General features: G+C 72.4%; 15 protein-coding genes. 9 read left to right on the forward strand and 6 right to left on the reverse strand.

Annotation, left to right across the window (positions count from 1 at the left end; translation table 11 throughout):
• Position 1: 1 nt before the first annotated feature.
• Positions 2-568, forward strand: a complete 567-nt coding sequence (locus MJ607_RS04840) for a DUF1992 domain-containing protein (RefSeq protein ID WP_243074390.1) — start codon at positions 2-4, stop codon at positions 566-568.
• 89 nt (positions 569-657) lie between these two features.
• Here the strand turns inward: MJ607_RS04840 and MJ607_RS04845 are convergent, their stop codons facing one another.
• On the reverse strand, positions 658-1,587 hold the full coding sequence (locus tag MJ607_RS04845; protein ID WP_243074391.1) for an alpha/beta hydrolase: 930 nt from the start codon (positions 1,585-1,587) through the stop codon (positions 658-660).
• Between the two features lie 10 nt (positions 1,588-1,597).
• A complete protein-coding gene (locus tag MJ607_RS04850) occupies positions 1,598-2,092 on the reverse strand; it encodes a gluconokinase (RefSeq protein WP_243074392.1) in 495 nt (164 codons plus the stop codon).
• 104 nt (positions 2,093-2,196) lie between these two features.
• On the opposite strand from MJ607_RS04850, the gene MJ607_RS04855 reads away from it, so the two are divergent.
• From MJ607_RS04855 to MJ607_RS04870, 4 genes are read left to right on the forward strand one after another with little or no spacing between them, the layout of a single operon-like run.
• On the forward strand, positions 2,197-2,589 hold the full coding sequence (locus MJ607_RS04855) for a hypothetical protein (protein WP_243074393.1): 393 nt from the start codon (positions 2,197-2,199) through the stop codon (positions 2,587-2,589).
• Between the two features lie 45 nt (positions 2,590-2,634).
• The gene (locus tag MJ607_RS04860; protein ID WP_243074394.1) at positions 2,635-5,904 is read left to right on the forward strand and encodes a DUF2126 domain-containing protein; all 3,270 of its coding nucleotides are present in this window, start codon (positions 2,635-2,637) and stop codon (positions 5,902-5,904) included.
• Positions 5,901-8,411 carry a circularly permuted type 2 ATP-grasp protein gene (locus tag MJ607_RS04865; protein ID WP_243074395.1) on the forward strand — a complete coding sequence of 837 codons (2,511 nt, stop codon included), beginning with the start codon at positions 5,901-5,903 and terminating at the stop codon, positions 8,409-8,411. Before MJ607_RS04860 ends, MJ607_RS04865 begins: the two co-directional genes overlap by 4 nt.
• Positions 8,408-9,286, forward strand: a complete 879-nt coding sequence (locus MJ607_RS04870; RefSeq protein ID WP_243074396.1) for a transglutaminase family protein — start codon at positions 8,408-8,410, stop codon at positions 9,284-9,286. The genes MJ607_RS04865 and MJ607_RS04870 overlap by 4 nt, the downstream gene beginning before the upstream one ends.
• A gap of 567 nt (positions 9,287-9,853) precedes the next feature.
• On the opposite strand, the gene MJ607_RS19880 is transcribed toward MJ607_RS04870, so the two are convergent.
• The gene (locus MJ607_RS19880) at positions 9,854-9,988 is read right to left on the reverse strand and encodes a hypothetical protein (RefSeq protein WP_279234296.1); all 135 of its coding nucleotides are present in this window, start codon (positions 9,986-9,988) and stop codon (positions 9,854-9,856) included.
• A gap of 523 nt (positions 9,989-10,511) precedes the next feature.
• On the reverse strand, positions 10,512-11,138 hold the full coding sequence (locus MJ607_RS04875) for a TetR family transcriptional regulator C-terminal domain-containing protein (RefSeq protein WP_308193799.1): 627 nt from the start codon (positions 11,136-11,138) through the stop codon (positions 10,512-10,514).
• Positions 11,139-11,211: 73 nt separating this feature from the next.
• On the opposite strand from MJ607_RS04875, the gene MJ607_RS04880 reads away from it, so the two are divergent.
• From MJ607_RS04880 to MJ607_RS04895, 4 genes are read left to right on the forward strand one after another with little or no spacing between them, the layout of a single operon-like run.
• Positions 11,212-12,723 carry a cytosine permease gene (locus MJ607_RS04880; RefSeq protein ID WP_243074397.1) on the forward strand — a complete coding sequence of 504 codons (1,512 nt, stop codon included), beginning with the start codon at positions 11,212-11,214 and terminating at the stop codon, positions 12,721-12,723.
• Entirely contained in the window at positions 12,720-13,748 is a 1,029-nt protein-coding gene (locus tag MJ607_RS04885) for an agmatine/peptidylarginine deiminase (RefSeq protein WP_243074398.1), read from the forward strand. The genes MJ607_RS04880 and MJ607_RS04885 overlap by 4 nt, the downstream gene beginning before the upstream one ends.
• Positions 13,749-13,765: 17 nt before the next feature.
• Complete coding sequence (locus tag MJ607_RS04890) at positions 13,766-15,466, forward strand: amidase (protein WP_243074399.1); 1,701 nt, start codon at positions 13,766-13,768, stop codon at positions 15,464-15,466.
• 9 nt (positions 15,467-15,475) lie between these two features.
• Positions 15,476-16,024 (forward strand): YbaK/EbsC family protein, encoded by a 549-nt coding sequence (locus MJ607_RS04895; protein ID WP_243074400.1) that lies wholly within the window; start codon positions 15,476-15,478, stop codon positions 16,022-16,024.
• 93 nt (positions 16,025-16,117) lie between these two features.
• On the opposite strand, the gene MJ607_RS04900 is transcribed toward MJ607_RS04895, so the two are convergent.
• A complete protein-coding gene (locus tag MJ607_RS04900) occupies positions 16,118-17,503 on the reverse strand; it encodes an aminotransferase class V-fold PLP-dependent enzyme (RefSeq protein ID WP_243074401.1) in 1,386 nt (461 codons plus the stop codon).
• Positions 17,504-17,566: 63 nt separating this feature from the next.
• Entirely contained in the window at positions 17,567-18,817 is a 1,251-nt protein-coding gene (locus MJ607_RS04905; RefSeq protein ID WP_243074402.1) for an FAD-binding protein, read from the reverse strand.
• Positions 18,818-18,858 lie beyond the last annotated feature (41 nt).

Raw genomic sequence — 18,858 nt, forward strand, 5'->3', positions numbered from 1 at the left:
CATGAGCGACGAAGACCCCCGTGAAGCAGCCGAGCGCTATCGCCTCGAGAAATGGCAGCGCGCGCACGGTCTCGAGCCTGCGCCGCCCACTCCGGCCGCTGCGCGCAACCCGACCGCGGCCGATCGCGCCGCGTTCGTCGAGACCGCGATCCAGCAGGCGATCCGGCGCGGCGACTTCGACGACCTCCCCGGCGCGGGCAAGCCCATCGAGGGGCTGGGGCAGGGCCACGACCCCGACTGGTGGATCCGGCGCAAGATCGAGACGGAGCAGCTGACGGGCCTCGGCCCGCCCGCTCTCATGCTGCGGGTCGAGCACGCCGAGCTCGAGTCGACGCTCGACGCTCTCGCGCGCGAGGGCGACGTGCGCGAGCATCTCGAGGACTTCAACCGGCGCGTCGTCGAGGCGCGCCGGCAGCTGCTGGGCGGCCCGCCGGTCGTGACGCCGACGCGCGACGTCGAGGCCGAGCTCGCCGCGTGGCACGCGCGCCGCGTCGCGCGCGCCGCCGCCGCACCTCCGCCCGAGGCATCCCCTCCCCGCCGCCGTCTCCTGCGCCGCCGTCGCTCGTAGCCGGGCCTCGATCTGCCGCACGATGTGGCAGAGCGACGTCGACGTGCGCGTTCCTGTGACACGTCGGCGAGGCCGACGACCGGAACCGGTCAGGCGAGGGCGGCCCGGAGCCAGGTTCGGGCGTCGGCGAGAAGCGACTGGGCCAGCGGCGTGGCGTAGGCCCAGGCCTCGAAGCCGTGCGCAACGCCGTCGAGCACGACGGTCGTCACGTCGACCCCGGCGGCGGCGAGCCGCTCGGCGTAGGCGCGGTCCTCGGCCGCGAACAGCTCGAGCTCCGACCAGTAGAGCCACGCGGGCGGCAGCCCCGAGAGATCCTCGCGGCGCGCGGCGACCGCGTAGGGCGGGACGGATGCCGCGCCCGGCGCCTGCCCGAGGTACGAGCGCCAGCCCACGAGGTTGGAGCGGTTGTTCCACACGAGGTGCCGGCGCGCGTCGAGGCCGCGATCGGCCGCCGTGCGGTCGTCGAGCATGGCGCAGAGCAGGAGCTGGGCGGCGACATCCGCCCCCTCGTCGTGGAGTCTCTGCACGAGTGTCGCCGCGATCCCGCCGCCCGCGCTCTGGCCGCCGACCGCGATGCGGGAAGCGTCGACGCCGAGCGCGTCGGCGTTGCCCTGCAGCCACGTCCACGCCGCATAGACGTCGTCGTGCGCCGCGGGGAACGGATGCCGCGGGGCGAGGCGGTACTCCGCCGACACGACGATCGCGCCCGTCTCACGGGCCGTCTCGGCCGACAGCCGGTCGTCGGTCGCGGCGCCGCCGAGGACGAGCCCGCCGCCGTGGATCCACAGCATCGCGGCGCCGCTCGGCTGCTCGGGGATGTGCACGCGCACGCGGGCGCCGCCCTCGCGGACGACGCGACGCCGGACGCCGTCGACCTTCGCGCCCGGGGCGAGCCCCGAGGCTGTGGCGACGAACCACCGCTGGAGCGGCTTCTCGAGGTTGAAGGAAGGCACCCGCTCGAGCGGGGGCCGGATGCTGACGTCGACCTCGTCGACGGTCATGGCGAGAGTCTCGGGCATCGCTCGATTATCAGGCAGTCGCGAGCCACCGAGCCAGGATCTCGTCCACGACCGTGTCGGGCGACTGCGAGATGTCGACGATGAGTCCGTCCTCGTCGGGCTGCAGGGGTTCGAGCGTCGCGAGCTGCGAGTCGAGCAGCGCGAGCGGCATGAAGTGCTCGCCGCGCGAGCCCATCCGCGTCGCGAGGAGATCCCGGGGGCCGTCGAGCTGCGCGAACACGACACGCCCGGCGCGCTCACGGATCGCGTCGCGGTAGGCGCGCTTGAGCGCCGAGCAGGCGACCACGACGCGGACGTCGGAATGCTGCGCGATGACGTCTCCGACATCGGCGAGCCACGGCATCCGGTCCTCGTCCGTCAGCGGGATGCCCGCGGCCATCTTCTCGACGTTGGACGCCGGGTGCAGATCGTCGGCGTCGATGTAGGCGACACCCGCCCGCTCCGCGACGAGCGACGCGATCGTCGACTTGCCCGAGCCCGAGACTCCCATGACCACCAGCGACATCCGCGCCCCTCTCGACCCCTTCACGGTAGTCGACGGCCGCGGGGTCGAGCCGCCCTGTGACGACGGAGTAGCCTTCGGGAATCGGCTCTGACCAGGAGGTGCGCATGCGGACGAATCCAGCCGGCGGGGTCGTGCTCGTCGCAGTAGTCGCGTGGATCTCGGGGATCCTGCAGCTCTTCTCGGGCGCCGTCCTCCTGGTGGCGGACGGCTCGCCGATCACCGGCTGGACGCACATCGTCGTGGGGCTCGTGACGTTCCCGGTGTGTCTCGCGCTGTTCCGCGCCCGCACGAGCGCGCGCGTCATCGTGACGATCGTCTTCGTCCTCGAGATCGTGGCGGGCGTCGCGGCGTTCATCGAGCTTCGCGGGCTCGCCTACACCGCCGTCATGTCGGCGATCCTCGCCGTCTTCGGCCTCGTCCTGCTCTACACCCCCGCGGCGAACGCATCGTTCCGGGCGGCGACCGCCGCGCGGAAGGCCGAGCAGGCGGCTCTGTAGAGTCGCCGTCATCTGGGCGTCACGAACGTCCGGCAAGGTGGGAGCATGTCGATCAAGGTCGCCCTCGAGCACTACACCTCCTACGAGTTCGCGCGGCCCGTCACGGTCATGCCGCATGTCGTGCGGCTGCGCCCTGCGCCGCACTCGCGGACGCCGATCGAGGCGTACTCACTCGAGATCAGCCCCAAAGAGCATTTCGTCAACTGGCAGCAGGACCCGTTCGGTAACTGGCTCGCGCGCATCGTCTTCCCCGAGAAGGTCAGCCGACTCGAGATCACGGTGGGGCTCGTCGCCGACATGATGGTCGTCAATCCGCTCGACTTCTTCATCGAGTCCTACGCCGAGCGCTTCCCCTTCGCGTACGAGCCGTCCCTTCAGGCCGATCTCGCGCCCTATCTGCGCGCCGTGAGCGGCAGCGAGCACATCGAGGCCTGGAAGGCGAAGCTGCCCGCGCTGCCGGAGGACGGCGTGCCGACCGTGCGGTTCCTCGCTGATCTGAACATCGCCGTGAATCGGGATGTCGCCTACAGCGTGCGCATGGAGGAGGGCGTCCACACGCCCGATCACACCCTCGACGCCGGGATCGGCTCGTGCCGCGACAGCGCATGGCTGCTCGTGAGCATCCTGCGCAGCTACGGTCTCGCCGCCCGCTTCGTGTCGGGCTACCTCGTGCAGCTGGCCCCCGATCGCGCTGCCCTCGACGGGCCGGCGGGCCCCGAGTCGGACTTCACCGACCTGCACGCGTGGGCCGAGGTCTTCGTCCCCGGCGCAGGCTGGATCGGCCTCGACGCGACGAGCGCGCTGTTCGCCGGCGAAGGGCACATCCCGCTGAGCGCGACGCCGCACCCCTCGAGCGCCGCGCCGATCTCGGGCCGGACCGAACCGGTCGAGGTGACCTTCTCGTTCCACAACGAGGTGCGGCGCGTCCATGAGGACGCACGCACGACCCGCCCGTACACGTCGCAGCAGTGGGCGCGCATCGACGCGCTCGGCGAGGCCGTCGACGAGCGCCTCCGCGCGGACGACGTGCGCCTCACGATGGGCGGCGAGCCGACGTTCGTGTCGCTCGACGATCCCCGCAGCGCGCAGTGGCGTATCGACGCCGATGGGCCGCAGAAGCGCGAGCTCGCCAATGTGCTCGCCGAGCGGCTCCGAGCCGCCTACGCCGTCGGCGGCGTCGTGCACCGCGGCCAGGGCAAGTGGTATCCGGGCGAGCCGCTGCCGCGATGGGCGATCTCGCTGCAGTGGCGCACCGACGGCGAGGCGCTCTGGCACGACCCCGAGCTCTTCAGCGATCCGTGGGGGACGGATGCCGATCCCGACGCCGCGGCCAGCGCGGAAGCCCTCGCGCATCGCGTGACCGAGCTGCTCGGCCTCCCCGCGACGCAGTTCCTCCCCGCGTTCGAGGACCCCCTCGCCGAACTCACCGCGGACCTCCGTCGCCCCGAGGGCCCACGGCCGGGCATCGACGACTTCGACCGCGCCGACGTCGCGGCACTCGAAGCGCGTCCCGTCCCACCCGCCGGGTGGGTGCTGCCCCTCACGACGGAGGGCGAGTGGACGAGCCCCGCCTGGCGGTTCCGGCGCGGGCGGCTCGTGCTGCTGCACGGCTCGAGCCCGCTGGGGCTGCGACTGCCGCTCGACTCGGTGTCGTGGCACGACCCGGAGTGGACCGGCGAGCCCTCCTACCTGGAGGCGGGGCCGCCGCTCGAACCCGGCATCCCCTCGGTCAAGGTCGTCGACCCGGAGGGCGCGCGCACGACGGCCCTCACGATCGAGGCGAGAGACGGCCACGTGCACGTCTTCCTCCCGCCGACGCAGGACCTGGAAGCCTACGCCGACCTCCTTCACGTCATCGAGCACGCAGCGCAGGACGTCGCCTGTCGCGTCGTGCTCGAGGGCTACGGACCTCCGCCGGACGCCCGTCTGCGTCAGCTCAGCGTGACGCCCGACCCCGGCGTGGTCGAAGTGAATCTGCAGCCGACCTCGACGTGGGCCGAGCAGCGGGACCTCGCATTCTCGCTCTATGAGACGGCCCGCGAGGTCCGGCTCACGACCGAGAAGTTCGACGTCGATGGAGCGCACACCGGCACGGGTGGCGGCAACCACCTGACGCTCGGCGGCGCGCAGCCCATCGACTCCCCGCTGCTGCGCCGGCCGGACCTGCTCCCCAGCCTCATCACGTACTGGCAGCGGCATCCGTCGCTCTCCTACCTGTTCTCGGGTCGATTCGTGGGGCCCACGAGTCAGGCGCCGCGCTTCGACGAGGGGCGCCCCGAGGCCGTCTACGAGATGGAGATCGCGCTCGCCGAGATCCGGCGGCTGACGGATGCCGCGCAGGGCGGAAGCCTCCTCCCCTGGGTCGTCGACCGCTCGCTGCGCCACCTCCTGACCGACCTCACGGGCAACACGCACCGTGCCGAGTTCTGCATCGACAAGCTCTACAGCCCGGACTCTTCACGCGGGCGGCTCGGGCTGCTCGAACTGCGCGGATTCGAGATGCCGCCGCATCCCGAACTCGCACTCGTGCAGGCCCTCCTGGTGCGGAGCCTCGTCGCGATGTTCTGGGAGAAGCCGCTCGCCGCTCCCCTCGTGCGGTGGGGCACGCGGCTGCACGAGGACTTCCTGCTGCCTGAGGGTGCGATCCGCGACATCGACGAAGTCGTGGGCGACCTGCGCGCCCACGGAATCGCCTTCGAGGAGACGTGGTTCGACGCGTTCACCGAGTTCCGGTTCCCGCGGATCGGGATGACGCGCATCTCGACGGTCGCCGGCGCGGGAGTCGACCTCGAGCTGCGCCATGCGATCGAACCCTGGCACGTGCTCGGCGAAGAGGCCTCGGCAGGCGGCACCGCCCGCTACGTCGACTCGTCGACGCAGCGGCTGCAGGTGAAGGTGCGCGGCATCGATCCGCACCGCCACCTCGTGACGTGCAACCAGGTGCCCGTGCCGCTGACCCCCACGGGGCACGTGGGCGAGTACTACGCGGGCGTGCGCTACCGCGCGTGGCAGCCGTGGTCGGCGCTGCATCCCATGATCCCGATCCACGCCCCGCTGACGTTCGACGTCATCGATGCGGATGCCGCCGCGAGCCTCGGCGGCGCGACGTACCACGTCGTGCATCCGGGGGGTCGCGCGTACGAGCATCCTCCGGTCAACGCGAACGAGGCCGAGGCCCGCAGGGCCCGCCGCTTCGAGCCGCACGGTCACACATCCGGTACCGTCGATGTCGCGGCCCTGCGCGAAAAAGCCCGACGCGCGGCCAATCCAGACTTTCCCCGCACCCTCGACCTGCGGAGGGTTCCCGCCTCGTGACCGTACTTCGCGACTACGCGACCACCCTCGCCCAGCCGACCCTGCCCTTCGGCGGCGGCGAGGCGCGCTACGACGAGGTCGTGGGGCCCGACGGCTCGCTGCGGCCCGCGTGGAAGGGCATGGCCGAGGCCGCGCTGGGCCTGACGCCCGAAGAGCTCAAGCGCGTCGGTGGCGAGATCTCGCGCTTCCTCGCCGACCACGGCGTGACCTACGTGTCCCGGGGCGCGGGGGCCCAGCCCTGGCACCTCGACCCCATGCCGCTCGTCATGGAGGCTGCCAGCTGGTCGCGCCTCGAGGTGGGTCTCGCGCAGCGCGCCGAGCTGCTCAACGCGCTGCTCGTCGACCTGTACGGACCGCAGGAACTCCTGCGGTCCGGCATCCTGCCCTCGGCGATCGTCTTCGGGCACTCCGGGTTCGCGCGCCCGCTGGCACGCGAGAGCGCGCACGATCCACAGCCGCTCCTGCTCTCGGCGACCGACCTCGGCCGCGACGCGGAGGGCGAATGGCACGTCCTCGCCGACCGCGTGCAGGCGCCGTCGGGCCTCGGCTACGCGATGGAGAACCGGCGCGTGCTGTCGCAGGTCATGCCGGAGCTCTATCAGGAGACCGACCTCCATCGCATGGAGCCGTACTTCGCGGCACTGCGCTCGGCACTGCTCAACTCGGCGCCCGAGGGCGTCACCGAGCCCCGCGTCGTCGTGCTCTCCCCCGGCACGCACTCCGAGACGGCGTTCGACCAGGCCTCGCTCGCCTCGACGCTCGGCTTCCCGCTCGTGCAGGCGAGCGACCTCACGGTGCGCGGCGGCTGGGTGTGGATCAAGCCGCCCGGCTGGCCCAAGACCGGACCCGGCGAGCGCGTCGACGTCATCCTCCGCCGCGTCGACGCCGACTGGTGCGATCCGCTCGAGATGCGGGGCAACTCACGTCTGGGCGTCGCGGGACTCACGGAGGCCGTGCGCCGCGGGCGCGTCCGCGTCGTCAACGGGCTGGGCGCCGGCGTGCTCGAGAACCCCGCGCTGCTGCCGTTCATGTCGGCCATCTGCCAGCAGCTGCTCGGCGAGCAGCTGCGGCTCCCCGCCGTCTCGACGTGGTGGTGCGGCGACCCGGACGGGCTCGCGACGGTGCTCGACCGCCTCGACGAGTCGGAGGACGGCTTCATCGTCCGCCGCATCGACGAGCCGCGCAGCGCCTCGGCCGCGCTCGAGACCGACGAGCTGCGCAGGCGCGTCCTCGCCGCCCCCTACCGCTACGTCGGGCAGGAGCGGCTCCCGCTCTCGCAGGCGCCCGTGTGGTCGGCCGAGGGCCGAGCCGACGCCCACCCCGTCGTCATGCGCGCCTTCACGGTGCGGTACCGCTCCGCGTTCCGGCCGCTCGCGGGCGGACTCGCGACCGTCATGACACCCGCCGCGACCCCCATCACGAAAGACGTCTGGGTCGTCAAGTCGGCGCCCGAGGATCCCGACCAGGGTCTCGTCGACATCGCACCGCTCGAGTTCCGCCCCAGCATCCCCGCGCTCGGGGCGCGCTCGCTCGAGGACATGTACTGGGCGGGTCGCTACGCCGAGCGCGCCGAGGACCTGCTGCGCCTCCTTCTGACGGCCGACGCGCATCTCGAAGAGCTTTCGGCGCCCATCGACTCCGAGCACGGCGTCGCGGCGCGCGCCCTCGTGGGCGTGCTGCAGCGACTCGCCGGCAAGCGGTCGGACGACCCCGAGGCCGACCTGCGCGCACTCCTGCTCGACGGCACGCGCCCCGGCTCCGCCGCGCACTCGCTCGATCGGCTGCGCGACGCGCTCGAGGGCGTGCGCGACCAGCTCTCGCACGACACGTGGCGCGTCTTCTCGCACACCGACCGCGCCAAGAAGGCGCTGCGGTCCTCCGAGCGCTCGCACCGCATCACGGAGTCCGCGGGGCGCATGCTGACGGCCGTCCTGTCGCTGCACGGCGTGACGGCGAGCATGATCCGCGACCCCGGCTGGCACATGATCGAGGCCGGTCGCTACCTCGAGCGCGCACGGCAGCTGTGCACGCTGCTGAGCGCCACGACGACCGACCGCCACGGGATCGCCGCCGACCGCGACGTGCTCGAAGGAGTCCTCGTCGCCGCCGAGAGCTCGGTGACCTTCCGGCGCCGCTACCGCGGCAACGTGCGCACGAGCGGTGTGCTCGAACTGCTGCTCGTCGACCGCGACAACCCGCGCTCGATGGCCTTCGCCTTCCGCGCCCTGCGCACGCACCTCGCCGCGATGCCCGGCTCGACCGGCTCGACGCGCCCCGAACGCCTCCTCGAGCACCTCGAGACGGCGATCGACAACCTCGACCTCACGGCTCTCGCGACCCCGTCCGGCGCGCGCCGCCCGCGCCTGCAGCGGTTCTTCGACTCGACGCGCACGCAGATCGAACAGCTCTCGGACGCGATCGCCGACGTGCACTTCGCGAGCGGTCCGCCGCCGCAGTCCCTGTCGGCGATGCCGATCATCGAGCTTCCGGGGGTGCCGGCCAAATGAAGTACCTCGTCTCTCATCGCACCGCGTACAGCTACAGCGCGCCCGTGCGCGACAGCCGCGGGCTGTACCACCTGACCCCGCGGTCACTGCCGTGGCAGGAGGTCGGCGCGAACACCGTCGCCGTCGAGCCGCTCCCGATCGACCTGCATCGCGACACCGACAACTACGGCAACGCGGTGACGTACTTCCAGGTGACCGACGCCCACCGCGAGCTCGTCATCGAATCCACGACCGACGTCACGGTCATGGAGCCCCGCTACGACGAGGACGCCCTGGCCGTGCCGTGGGAGCGTGCGCGCCCCATGCTGCACGCCGACTCGCCCGATGCGTGGGCCGCCGTCGAGTTCGCGCTCGAGTCCTCGCGCGCGGCCCATGCACCCGGCGTCGCGGAGTACGCCGCGGCATCCCTCACCCGCGGACGCCCCATCGGCGAAGCCGCCACCGACCTCATGCACCGGATCTACGCGGACTTCGACTACGACAGCACCGCGACGACCGTCACGAGCACCGTCGACGACGTGCTGCGCAAGCGCGCCGGCGTCTGCCAGGACTTCGCGCACTTCGCGCTCGCGTGCCTGCGCAGCCACGGCATCGCGGCGCGGTACGTGAGCGGCTACCTCGCGACGCAGCCCCCTCCCGGCAAGGAGCGGATCGTCGGAGCCGATGCCTCGCACGCGTGGCTCTCGGTGTGGATGCCGGGATCGTCGGACTGGCTCGCGATCGACCCGACCAACAACCAGTGGGCGAACGAGCGCTACGTCACTGTCGCGTGGGGCCGCGACTACGGCGACGTGTCGCCCGTCAAGGGCGTCATCTTCACGAAGTCGAAGAAGTCGACGCTGCGGGTCAACGTCGACGTCGCGCCCGTCGTGTGAAGTCGGCCCGCGGGCCTCGTGTCGAGAGCCCGGGCTCTCGCCGAAGGCCCGCGCTGAGCGCGTGAACGGCGCGCGCTCGGCGGGGGCAGGCTGCGACGGATGCCGGGGCCGCGCGCTCGCTGACGGGGTGAGTTCGCGCCGCCTCACTGCCCTCCACGCGGCACACACTCACCCCCAACCCACCTCGACCTCACCGACCGGGTGAGTTCGCGCCGCCTGGCCGCGCCCCACGCGGCACACCCTCACCCCAATGCACCCTCGACACCGCCGGCCGGGTGAGTTCGCGCCGCCTCGCCGAGCCCCACACGGCAAGAAGTCACCCCGTCGAGCGTGCGGACGGAGAACCTGGGGTGCGCGCGGCCCGCCGGGGCCGCGCGCTCACTGACCGGGTGAGTTCACGCCGCCTCACTTCCCTCCACGCGGCACACACTCACCCCAATGCACCCTCGACACGACCAACGGGGTGAGTTCGCGCCGCGTCGCCGAGCCCTACGCGGCACATAGTCACCCCATCGAGCGCGGCGGACGAAGGAGACGGGATGCCACGGGCCCGCCGGGCCCCGCGGATCAGGCGTCGAGGGCGAAGCGGTCGAGGCCGAGCATCCCTTCGACCGCGCGGACGAAGGACCTAGGATGCGTGCGGCCCGCCGGGCCCAGCTGCTCGCTGACGGGGTGAGTTCGCGCCGCCTCACTGCCCTCCACGCGGCACACCCTCACCCCAATGCACCCTCGACACCGCCGGCCGGGTGAGTTCGCGCCGCCTCGCCGCGGCCCACGCGGCACACCCTCACCCCAATGCACCCTCGACGCCGCCGACCGGGTGAGTTCGCGCCGCCTCGCCGCGCCCCGCGCGGCACATAGTCACCCCGTCGAGCGTGCGGACGAAGGACCTGGAATGCGCGCGGCCCGCCGGGCCCGGGTGCCCGCTGACGGGGTGAGTTCGCGCCGCCTCATCGCCCTCCACGCGGCACACGCTCACCCCCAACCCACCTCGACACCGCCGGCCGGGTGAGTTCGCGCCGCCTCGCCGCGCCCCACACGGCAAGAAGTCACCCCGTCGAGCGTGCGGACGAGGACCTGGGATGCGGGCGGCCCGCCGGGCCCAGCTGCTCGCTGACGGGGTGAGTTCGCGCCGCCTGCCCGCGCCGCACGCGGCAAGAAGTCACCCCATCGAGCGCGGCGGACGAAGGAGACGGGATGCCACGGCCCCGCCGGGCCCCGCGGATCAGGCGTCGAGGGCGAAGCGGTCGAGGCCGAGCATCCCCTCGACCGCGCGGTGCAGCACGGAGCTGCGGGAGCGGTCGGCGTTCCAGCGCACGAGCGCCTGCGCGTTGAGTCCGTCGATCATGCCGAGCAGCTGCCATGCGACATCGCCCGCGTCATCGACCTCGAACTCCCCCGCCCGAACCCCGGCGTCGACCAGCCCTCGGACGACGTGCTGCCAGGCATCCATCTGCACTCTGACGGCGGTCGCGAGCGTCTCGTTGCGGCGGCCGAGCGCCCACGCCTCGACCCACACGAGCGTGACGTCGTCGCGTGTGCCGTCGAGCAGAGTGTCGACGAGCGCGGCGACGGCGGCGGCGGGGCGCGCCTCCCCCGCGAGCACGGCGCGGATCTCGTCGAGCTCGGCCGCGACGACGGCCGAGAACGTCGAGGCGACGAGGGCGTCCATGTTCGGCTGGTAGTGCGCGACGAGCGCAGAGGCGACGTCGATGCGAGCGGCGACGGCCCGCAGCGTGACGGCCGCGAGGCCCTGCTCGAGCGCGAGATCCCGGGCGGCGTCGGCGATCTGGGCGGCGCGCTCGGCGGGCGACCTGCGTGCCGCCTTCTTGCGGGTGCTTGACATCGTCATCTCCGAGAGGCTACCGTCGTCGCATCTTATTGATCGCTTGATCAACAATACTCCGACCCGACGAGGACGTCTCATGCGCAGCGAAGCCATCGCGACACCCGCACCGCCCGAGCCCACCGCCGATCGCGCGGGGCACATCGAGACGCACGGAGCCGACTACATCCCGCCCGCCGACCGGCACGGACGCCCACGCGAGCTCTTCTGGGTGTGGATGTCGGCGAACGTGATCTACCTCTACTTCGTCATCGGCGGCGTGCTCATGCTCCTCGGCCTGTCGCTGTGGGAGGCGCTCGCCATCACGATCGTCGGAAACGTCTGGTGGGCGGCCGTCGGGTGGCTCGCAATCAGCGGACCGGCATCCGGAACCCCGTCCGTCGCAATCATGCGAGCGATGTTCGGCGTCCGCGGCAGCCGCGTGTTCGGCGCGGGCCTCGGTGTCGTGATCGGCGTCTTCTACGAGATCATCAACATCGCCTTCGCGACGCTCGCCGCGCTCGCCCTGATCGAGTGGTTCGGCATCACGCTGCCCGCAGGTGCGGAGTGGCTCGTTCTCGTCGTCGTCGGCGGCCTGAGCTTCGCGATCAGCATCTACGGGCACGCGACGATCCTCACGCTCGCTCCGTGGTTCTCGGCCGCGCTCGCCGTCGTGTTCGTCGTGCTCGCGGGCTTCGTGTTCGGCGCCGCCGACCTCGCCTACACGGCCCCGGCGCTCGAGCCCTCGGAGCACATCGCGATGATCCTGCTGGGCTTCGCGATCGTCGCCTCGAGCCCCCTGTCGTGGGGAACCGGCGCCGACTACGCGCGCTACCTGCCGAGCGACGTGTCCAAGGCGAAGGTCGCACTGTGGACGGCGGTCGGCGGCTTCGTCCCCGCCGTCGCGATCGGCATCGTCGGCGTCCTCGCCGGCACGGCCATCGACATGACCGACCCGCAGCTGACGATCGGCGAGATCGTGCCGCCCTGGTTCCTGCCCGTCTTCCTCGGGATGATCGTGCTGTCGAGCATCGCGAACAACGTCCTCGTCGCCTACTCCACGGGCCTGTACGCGCAGGGCCTCGGCTTCCGCGTCTCGCGCGTCGCGACGATCGTCGTGACGGGCCTCGGGTCGACGGCGGCCGCCGCGTGGTTGCTGTTCGTCGCGCCGAGCTTCCTCGACACGCTCAACTCGTCGCTCGAGCTCGCCGTCACGGTCCTCGGGCCGCTCGTCGCGGTCTATGCCGTCGACATCCTCCTGCGCCGCAACCGCTACGACGGGCTCGCCCTCGCCGAGGAGCGCCGCGACGGACCGTTCTGGTACACGGGCGGCGTCTTCTGGCCCGGCGTGCTCGCCATGACGGTCGCGACGACGACTGCCGTGCTCATGGCCAACACGACGCTCTACGTCGGTCCGCTCGCCCTCGCCCTCGGCGGCGCCGATCTGTCGGCCATCGTCGGGCCCGTCCTCGGCGGGGTCGTGTACGCCGCGCTGTGGCTCACGTGCACGCCGTACCGCGACCCGGCCTCGCGTCCGGCGCGGTCGTGGCGCGAAGATGAGACGCAGCCGGCCCCCGTGGCGGCCCCCGATCAGACGGAGGTGCTCGCATGACGTGGCGCATGCCTGCCGAGACCGCGCCGCACGCGCGCACCTGGATGGCGTTCCCGCGCGAGGGCATCACGCTCGGCGACACGGACGCCGCGCGCGACGAGGGCTACGCCGCGTGGACCGCCGTCGCGCACGCCGTCGCCGATTTCGAGTCCCTCACGATGATCGTCGACCCGTCGGAGGTCGCGCGCGCCCGGCGCATGCTCGCGTCCGAGATCGAGATCCTCGAGTGCCCGCTCGACGAGTTCTGGATGCGGGATGTCGGGCCGACGTTCGTCGTCGGCGAAGACGGCCGCCTCGGCGCCGTCGACTGGACCTTCAACGGCTGGGGCGCTCCCGCCTGGGCCGAGTGGCAGCTCTCTGCCGAGCTCGGCCGCGTCGCGGGCGCCGCCGCGGGGGCCGAGATCGTCAGCTCGCTCCTCGTCAACGAGGGCGGCGGCATCCACGTCGACGGCGAGGGCACGGTGCTGCTGACCGAGACCGTGCAGCTCGATCCGCGGCGCAACCCCTTCGCCGACAAGGCGCGCGTCGAGGCGGAGCTCGCCCGCACGCTCGGCGCGACAGCATTCGTCTGGCTGCCGCGCGGGCTCACGCGCGACTACGACGACTTCGGGACGAACGGCCACGTCGACATCGTCGCGACCCTCCCGTCGCCCGGGCGTCTCCTCCTGCACGCGCAGACCGACCCCGCGCATCCCGACTTCGAGGTGACGCGCGATCTCCGCGCGCATCTGTCGGAGCAGACGGATGCCGCGGGCCGCCGCTTCGAGATCATCGACCTCCCCGCTCCCGAGACGCTGAAGGACCACGAGGGCTTCGTCGACTGGAGCTACGTCAACCACACCGTCGTCAACGGCGGAGTGATCGCGTGCGGCTTCGGCGAGGAGCGAGCGGATGCCGCGGCCCGCGAGATCCTCGCGGACGCCTACCCCGGCCGCCGCGTCGTCTCGGTCGACGCCCGCCCCGTGTTCGACCGCGGCGGCGGCATCCACTGCATCACGCAGCAGCAGCCGGAGGTGGCCGGGTGATCGGGGAGGCGCGAGGCTTGATCGACGTCGTGGAGGCGAGCATCGCCGAGCTGCGCTCCGCCCTCGAATCCGGCGAGGCGACGGCCGTCGCGCTCGTCGAGGCGTACCTCGCGCGCATCGACGCCTACGACGGGAGCGACACCGCGACGGCGCTGAACGCCGTCGTCGTGCGCAACCCCGAGGCGATCGCCGAGGCCGCGGCATCCGATGACCGCAGACGCCGCGGGCAGGCGCGGGGGCCCCTCGACGGCATCCCGTACACGGCGAAGGATTCGTACCTCGTGAAGGGCCTCACCGCCGCGGCGGGCAGCCCCGCGTTCGCCGACCTCGTCGCGCAGCGCGACGCGTTCACGATCGAGCGCCTCCGCGCCGCCGGCGCCATCTGCCTGGGCCTCACGAACATGCCGCCCATGGCCAACGGTGGCATGCAGCGCGGCGTCTACGGGCGCGCCGAGAGCCCCTACAACGCCGACTTCCTGACGGCTCCGTTCGGATCGGGCTCGTCGAACGGCTCCGGAACCGCGACGGCCGCGAGCTTCGCGGCCTTCGGACTCGGAGAGGAGACGTGGTCGAGCGGACGCGGCCCCGCGTCGAACAACGCCCTGTGCGCCTACACCCCCTCGCGCGGCGTGATCTCGACGCGCGGGAACTGGCCGCTCGTGCCGACGATGGACGTCGTCGTGCCCCACACCCGCACGATGGCCGACCTGCTCGAGGTGCTCGAGGTCATCGTCACCGACGATCCCGAGACGCGCGGCGACTTCTGGCGCGCCCAGCCCTGGGTCGCGCTGCCCACTCCCGCCGAGGTGCGCCCCGCGTCGTACCCCTCACTCCTGGCCGACGCCGACCTCGCCGGCCGGCGAATCGGCATCCCGCGCATGTACGTGGGTGCCGACCCCGACGCGGGAACCGGCACGGGCATCGGCGGTCCGACGGGCGAGCGCATCGAGACCCGAGCGTCGATCATCGCGCTGTGGGAGGACGCCCGGCGCGCACTAGAGTCCGCCGGCGCGACGGTCGTCGAGGTCGATTTCCCCGTCGTGTCGAACTACGAGGGCGACCGCGCCGGCGCGCCCACGATCGCGACGCGCGGCCTCGTCACCCCCGAGTACCTGAAGCGCGAGATCATCGACCTCTCGGCGTGGGGCTGGGACGACTTCCTCGCCGCCAACGGTGATCCCGCGCTGTCGACCCTCGCCGACGTCGACGGCGCCGCGATCTTCCCGCACCCCGCGGGCGCGCTGCCCGATCGCTACACGGGCTTCGACGACGACATCGCGGAGTACCCCGACTGGGTCCGCGCGAACCCCGGCGCGACGCCCTGGGCCGACATGCCCGAGCTCGAGGCGGGCCTGCGCGGGCTCGAAGAGACACGCCGCATCGACCTCGAAGACTGGATGGACGGCCTCGGCCTTGACGCCGTCGTCTTCCCCGCGGTCGCGGATGTCGCGCCCGCCGACATGGATCGGGTCGCGGCATCCGCCGATCTCGGCTGGCGCAACGGGGTCTGGGTCGCCAACGGCAACCTCGCGATCCGGCACCTCGGCATCCCGACCGTGACGGTGCCGATGGGGACGATGGAGGACATCGGGATGCCGGTGGGCCTGACCTTCGCCGGGCGCGCGTACGACGACTCGGCGCTGCTGCGGCTCGCGGCGGCGTTCGAGGCAACGGGCGCCCGGCGCACCGAGCCGCCGCGGACTCCGCGCCTGCCGTAGCGTCGAGTCGTGCCGTCGCTGGACTTCTCCCCCGCTCTCGATCGCCCCGACCTCGTCGCCGAGCCCGTACGGCGAGGCTTGGAGGCCCTCGACGCGTCGCTCGCGGCGCAGGTGCGCGTCACGCCGATCGATGCTTCGCTCGCCGACACAGCGGCGTTCTGCGAGGCCTACGGAGTCGGAATGGACGAGGGGGCGAACTGCATCGTCGTGGCGGGCACGCGGGGCGAGACGACGACCTACGCCGCCTGCCTCGTGCTCGGGACGACGCGTCTGGACGTCAACGGGACGGTACGGAGGCTCCTCGGCGCGCGGCGGGCGAGTTTCGCGCCGATGGACGACGCCGTCGCGCTCACGGGCATGGAGTACGGCGGCATCACGCCGATCGGGCTTCCGGAGGACTGGATGATCCTCGTCGATCCACGGGTGGCGGAGCTCGCGGCGGGGATCGTGGGGGCGGGCATCCGGGGCGCGAAGCTCTCGGTGCCGGGCGCCGTGCTCGCGGCGCTCCCCCACGCCCAGGTCGTCGACGGTCTCGCCCGCGAGGTTCCCGCGGGCTGATCCGCCGGGCCGCGATCCGGTCGCTGAGCGTGCCGAAGCGTCGGACCCTCGTCGAGCTCGGGACCGTGGGGGCCCGGCCGGGCGCGGCCGGCGTCAGGCCAGGGTGTCGAGGATCGAGGTCAGCAGCTCGAACGTCGTCAAGGGGCTGATGATCGCGAAGCGCAGGACGGGCTCCCCCGCGTGCGAGCTCGGCACGACGAACCCGTGCTGGTCGTCGAGCAGCCGCTCGGACCACGCCTGATAGTCGGCGAGCGTCCAGCCGTCGCGGCGGAACACGACGACCGACAGCTGCGGATCCCGTACGAGCGAGAGCCCCTCCCGTGACTCGATCTCGTCGGCGATGCGCCGCGCGAGGTCGATCCCGTACGTGATGGCGGCGCGGTACTCGTCCGTGCCGTACGTCGCGAGCGAGTACCACAGGGGCAGTCCGCGCGCCCGGCGGGTCAGCTGCACGCCGAGGTCCGAGGGGTTCCAGTCGGCGGCATCCGTCAGCGTGTCGAGGTATTCGGCCTTCTGCGTGTGCGCGCGCAGCCCGATGGACGGATCGCGATAGAGGAGCGCGCACGCGTCGAAGGGCGCGAAGAGCCACTTGTGCGGGTCGACGATGACCGAGTCCGCGTGCTCGACGCCGGCGAAGAGCAGCCGCGTGCGGTCGACGAGCATCGCGGCCAGGCCGTAGGCGCCGTCGATGTGCAGCCACACGCCGCGCTCGGTCGTGACGGCGGCGATCGAGGCGATGTCGTCGACGATCCCGAAGTTCGTCGTTCCGCCCGTCGCGACGACCGCGAACACGGCGTCGCCGTGCACCTCGAGCGCTGCGGCCACCGCGTCGCCGTGGAGGCGGCCCGCGGCATCCGGAATCGCCTTCGCGATGTCGACGTCCATGACCTCCGCGGCCGACGCGATCGACGAGTGCGCCTCGGCGCTGCAGACGACGACCCACCGGGCGGGATCCGGATGCCCCGCCTCGCGGTTGCGCCGGCGCGCGGCGTCGCGCGCCGCGACGAGCGCCGAGAGGTTGCCGATCGTGCCGCCCTGCACGAAGACGCCGCCCGCGCCCGCCGGCAGGCCGAACTCGCCCGCGAGCCAGTGCAGCACCTCGTTCTCGGCGAAGATCGCGCCCGAGCCCTCCATCCACGACCCGCCGTAGATCGCCGAGGCCGACACGATGAGGTCGAAGGCGATCGACGCCTTCGTGGGGGCCGACGGGATGAACGACAGATATCCGGGGTGGTCGGTCGAGACGCACGCGGGGGCGAGCACGTTCTCGAACAGGGCCGCGGCCCGTCGCGCGCCGATGCCCGCCGGCGTGATCGAACCGGACGCGAGGCGCGCGAGGTCACGCGGGGTGAGGGGCTTGTCGAGCGGCACGTCCTCGTAGAGCGCGCGCCGCCGCGCGTAGTCGAGGACGACGTCGACGGTCGCGCGCGTCTCGTCGGAGAGTGCGTGCATGCGCGCGGGCGAAGGGGTCTCGGTCATGGAACCTCCCGTGGTCGATCCCATTGTGGAGCCCCGACCCGTCCACGTCACGGACCGAGCGGCTCAGCGCGGGTCGCGCAGCCCCAGCCGTTCGAGGTGTGCGTTCGAGAACCGGCCCTCGGGGTCGAGGCGCTCGAACACGGCACGGGCGTCCGCGAGGCGAGGGTGCACGCGCGCGATCTCGTCGGCCGTGAACCCGTGCACCTTGCCCCAGTGCGGGCGCGCACGGAAGGGGGCGAGCGCCGCCTCGATCACGGGCAGCAGCTCCCCTACCTCGTCGGGCCGGTCGAACCACGTGAAGTGGATGATGACGATGTCCTGCTGATACGCGCCGCTCAGCCACAGCTCGTCGCGCACGGCCGTGCGGATCTCGCTCACCACGAGATGAGGACGGATGCTGTCGCCCAGCGCGCGCACGGCGTCGAGCGCCGCCGCGCCATGCTCACGGGGCACGAAGTACTCGGTCTGGATCTCTTCGCCGAAGGAGGGCTCGCTGTCCAGGCGGAAATGCGGGAGGCGCAGCATCCAGGGTCCGGGAACTCCACCGACCTCGGTGATGTTGTCGCCGCTGCCGAGCGGCGAATCGGGGCCCGTCGCGCGGTGACCGTCGAGCAGCGTGTCGGGCACGGCGTCGTCGTCGGCCGCGAGCCGGGTCTTGACCCACACCGCCTCGATCGTCTCGGGATCCCAGCGGGTGAAGAGCGACACGCTGTAGCCGGCACCCGTGAGCGCTGCGAGATCGGCCAGCGCGGCATCCCACGACACGCCCGCATAGATGTCCTGCCGCGCGCGGTAGGAGGGCTCGATGTCGAGGGTCAGCGCGACGATGATGCCGAACGCGCCGACGCCCACGGCGAGCGCCGCGAAGTCGGGTTCGCCGCGCTGCACGTCGTGCACCTCTCCGTCCGCGCCGACGTAGCGGATGCCGCGCACGGCGGTCGTCAGGACGCCGTTCCCGTCGCCCGAGCCGTGCGTCGCGGTCGCCGTGGCCCCCGCGACCGAGATGTGCGGCAGCGAGCCCATGTTGTGCAGGGCCCAGCCACGCTCGTCGAGCGCCTGCGCGACGATGCCGTACCGCGTGCCCGCCGCGACTGTCGCGGTGCGCGCGTCCTCGTCGATGACGATGTCTCCCACAAGACCCGACACGTCGATGAGCGTGCCCGCCGTGTCGGGCAGATCGGTGAACGAGTGTCGCGTCCCGAGCGCGTGGACCGGTCCGCCCTCACGGACGATCCGCTGCACGTCCTCGACGGTCGACGCCGTCACGATCCGGGGTGCGGCGTACTCGTAGGTTCCCGCCCAGTTGCGCGGCATCCGTTCTCCTTCTGTCAGCGGTTCCGTGTGTGTCCGGCGGC

This window comes from Microbacterium sp. SS28 (genome assembly GCF_022761035.1).
Classification (GTDB): Bacteria; Actinomycetota; Actinomycetes; order Actinomycetales; family Microbacteriaceae; genus Microbacterium.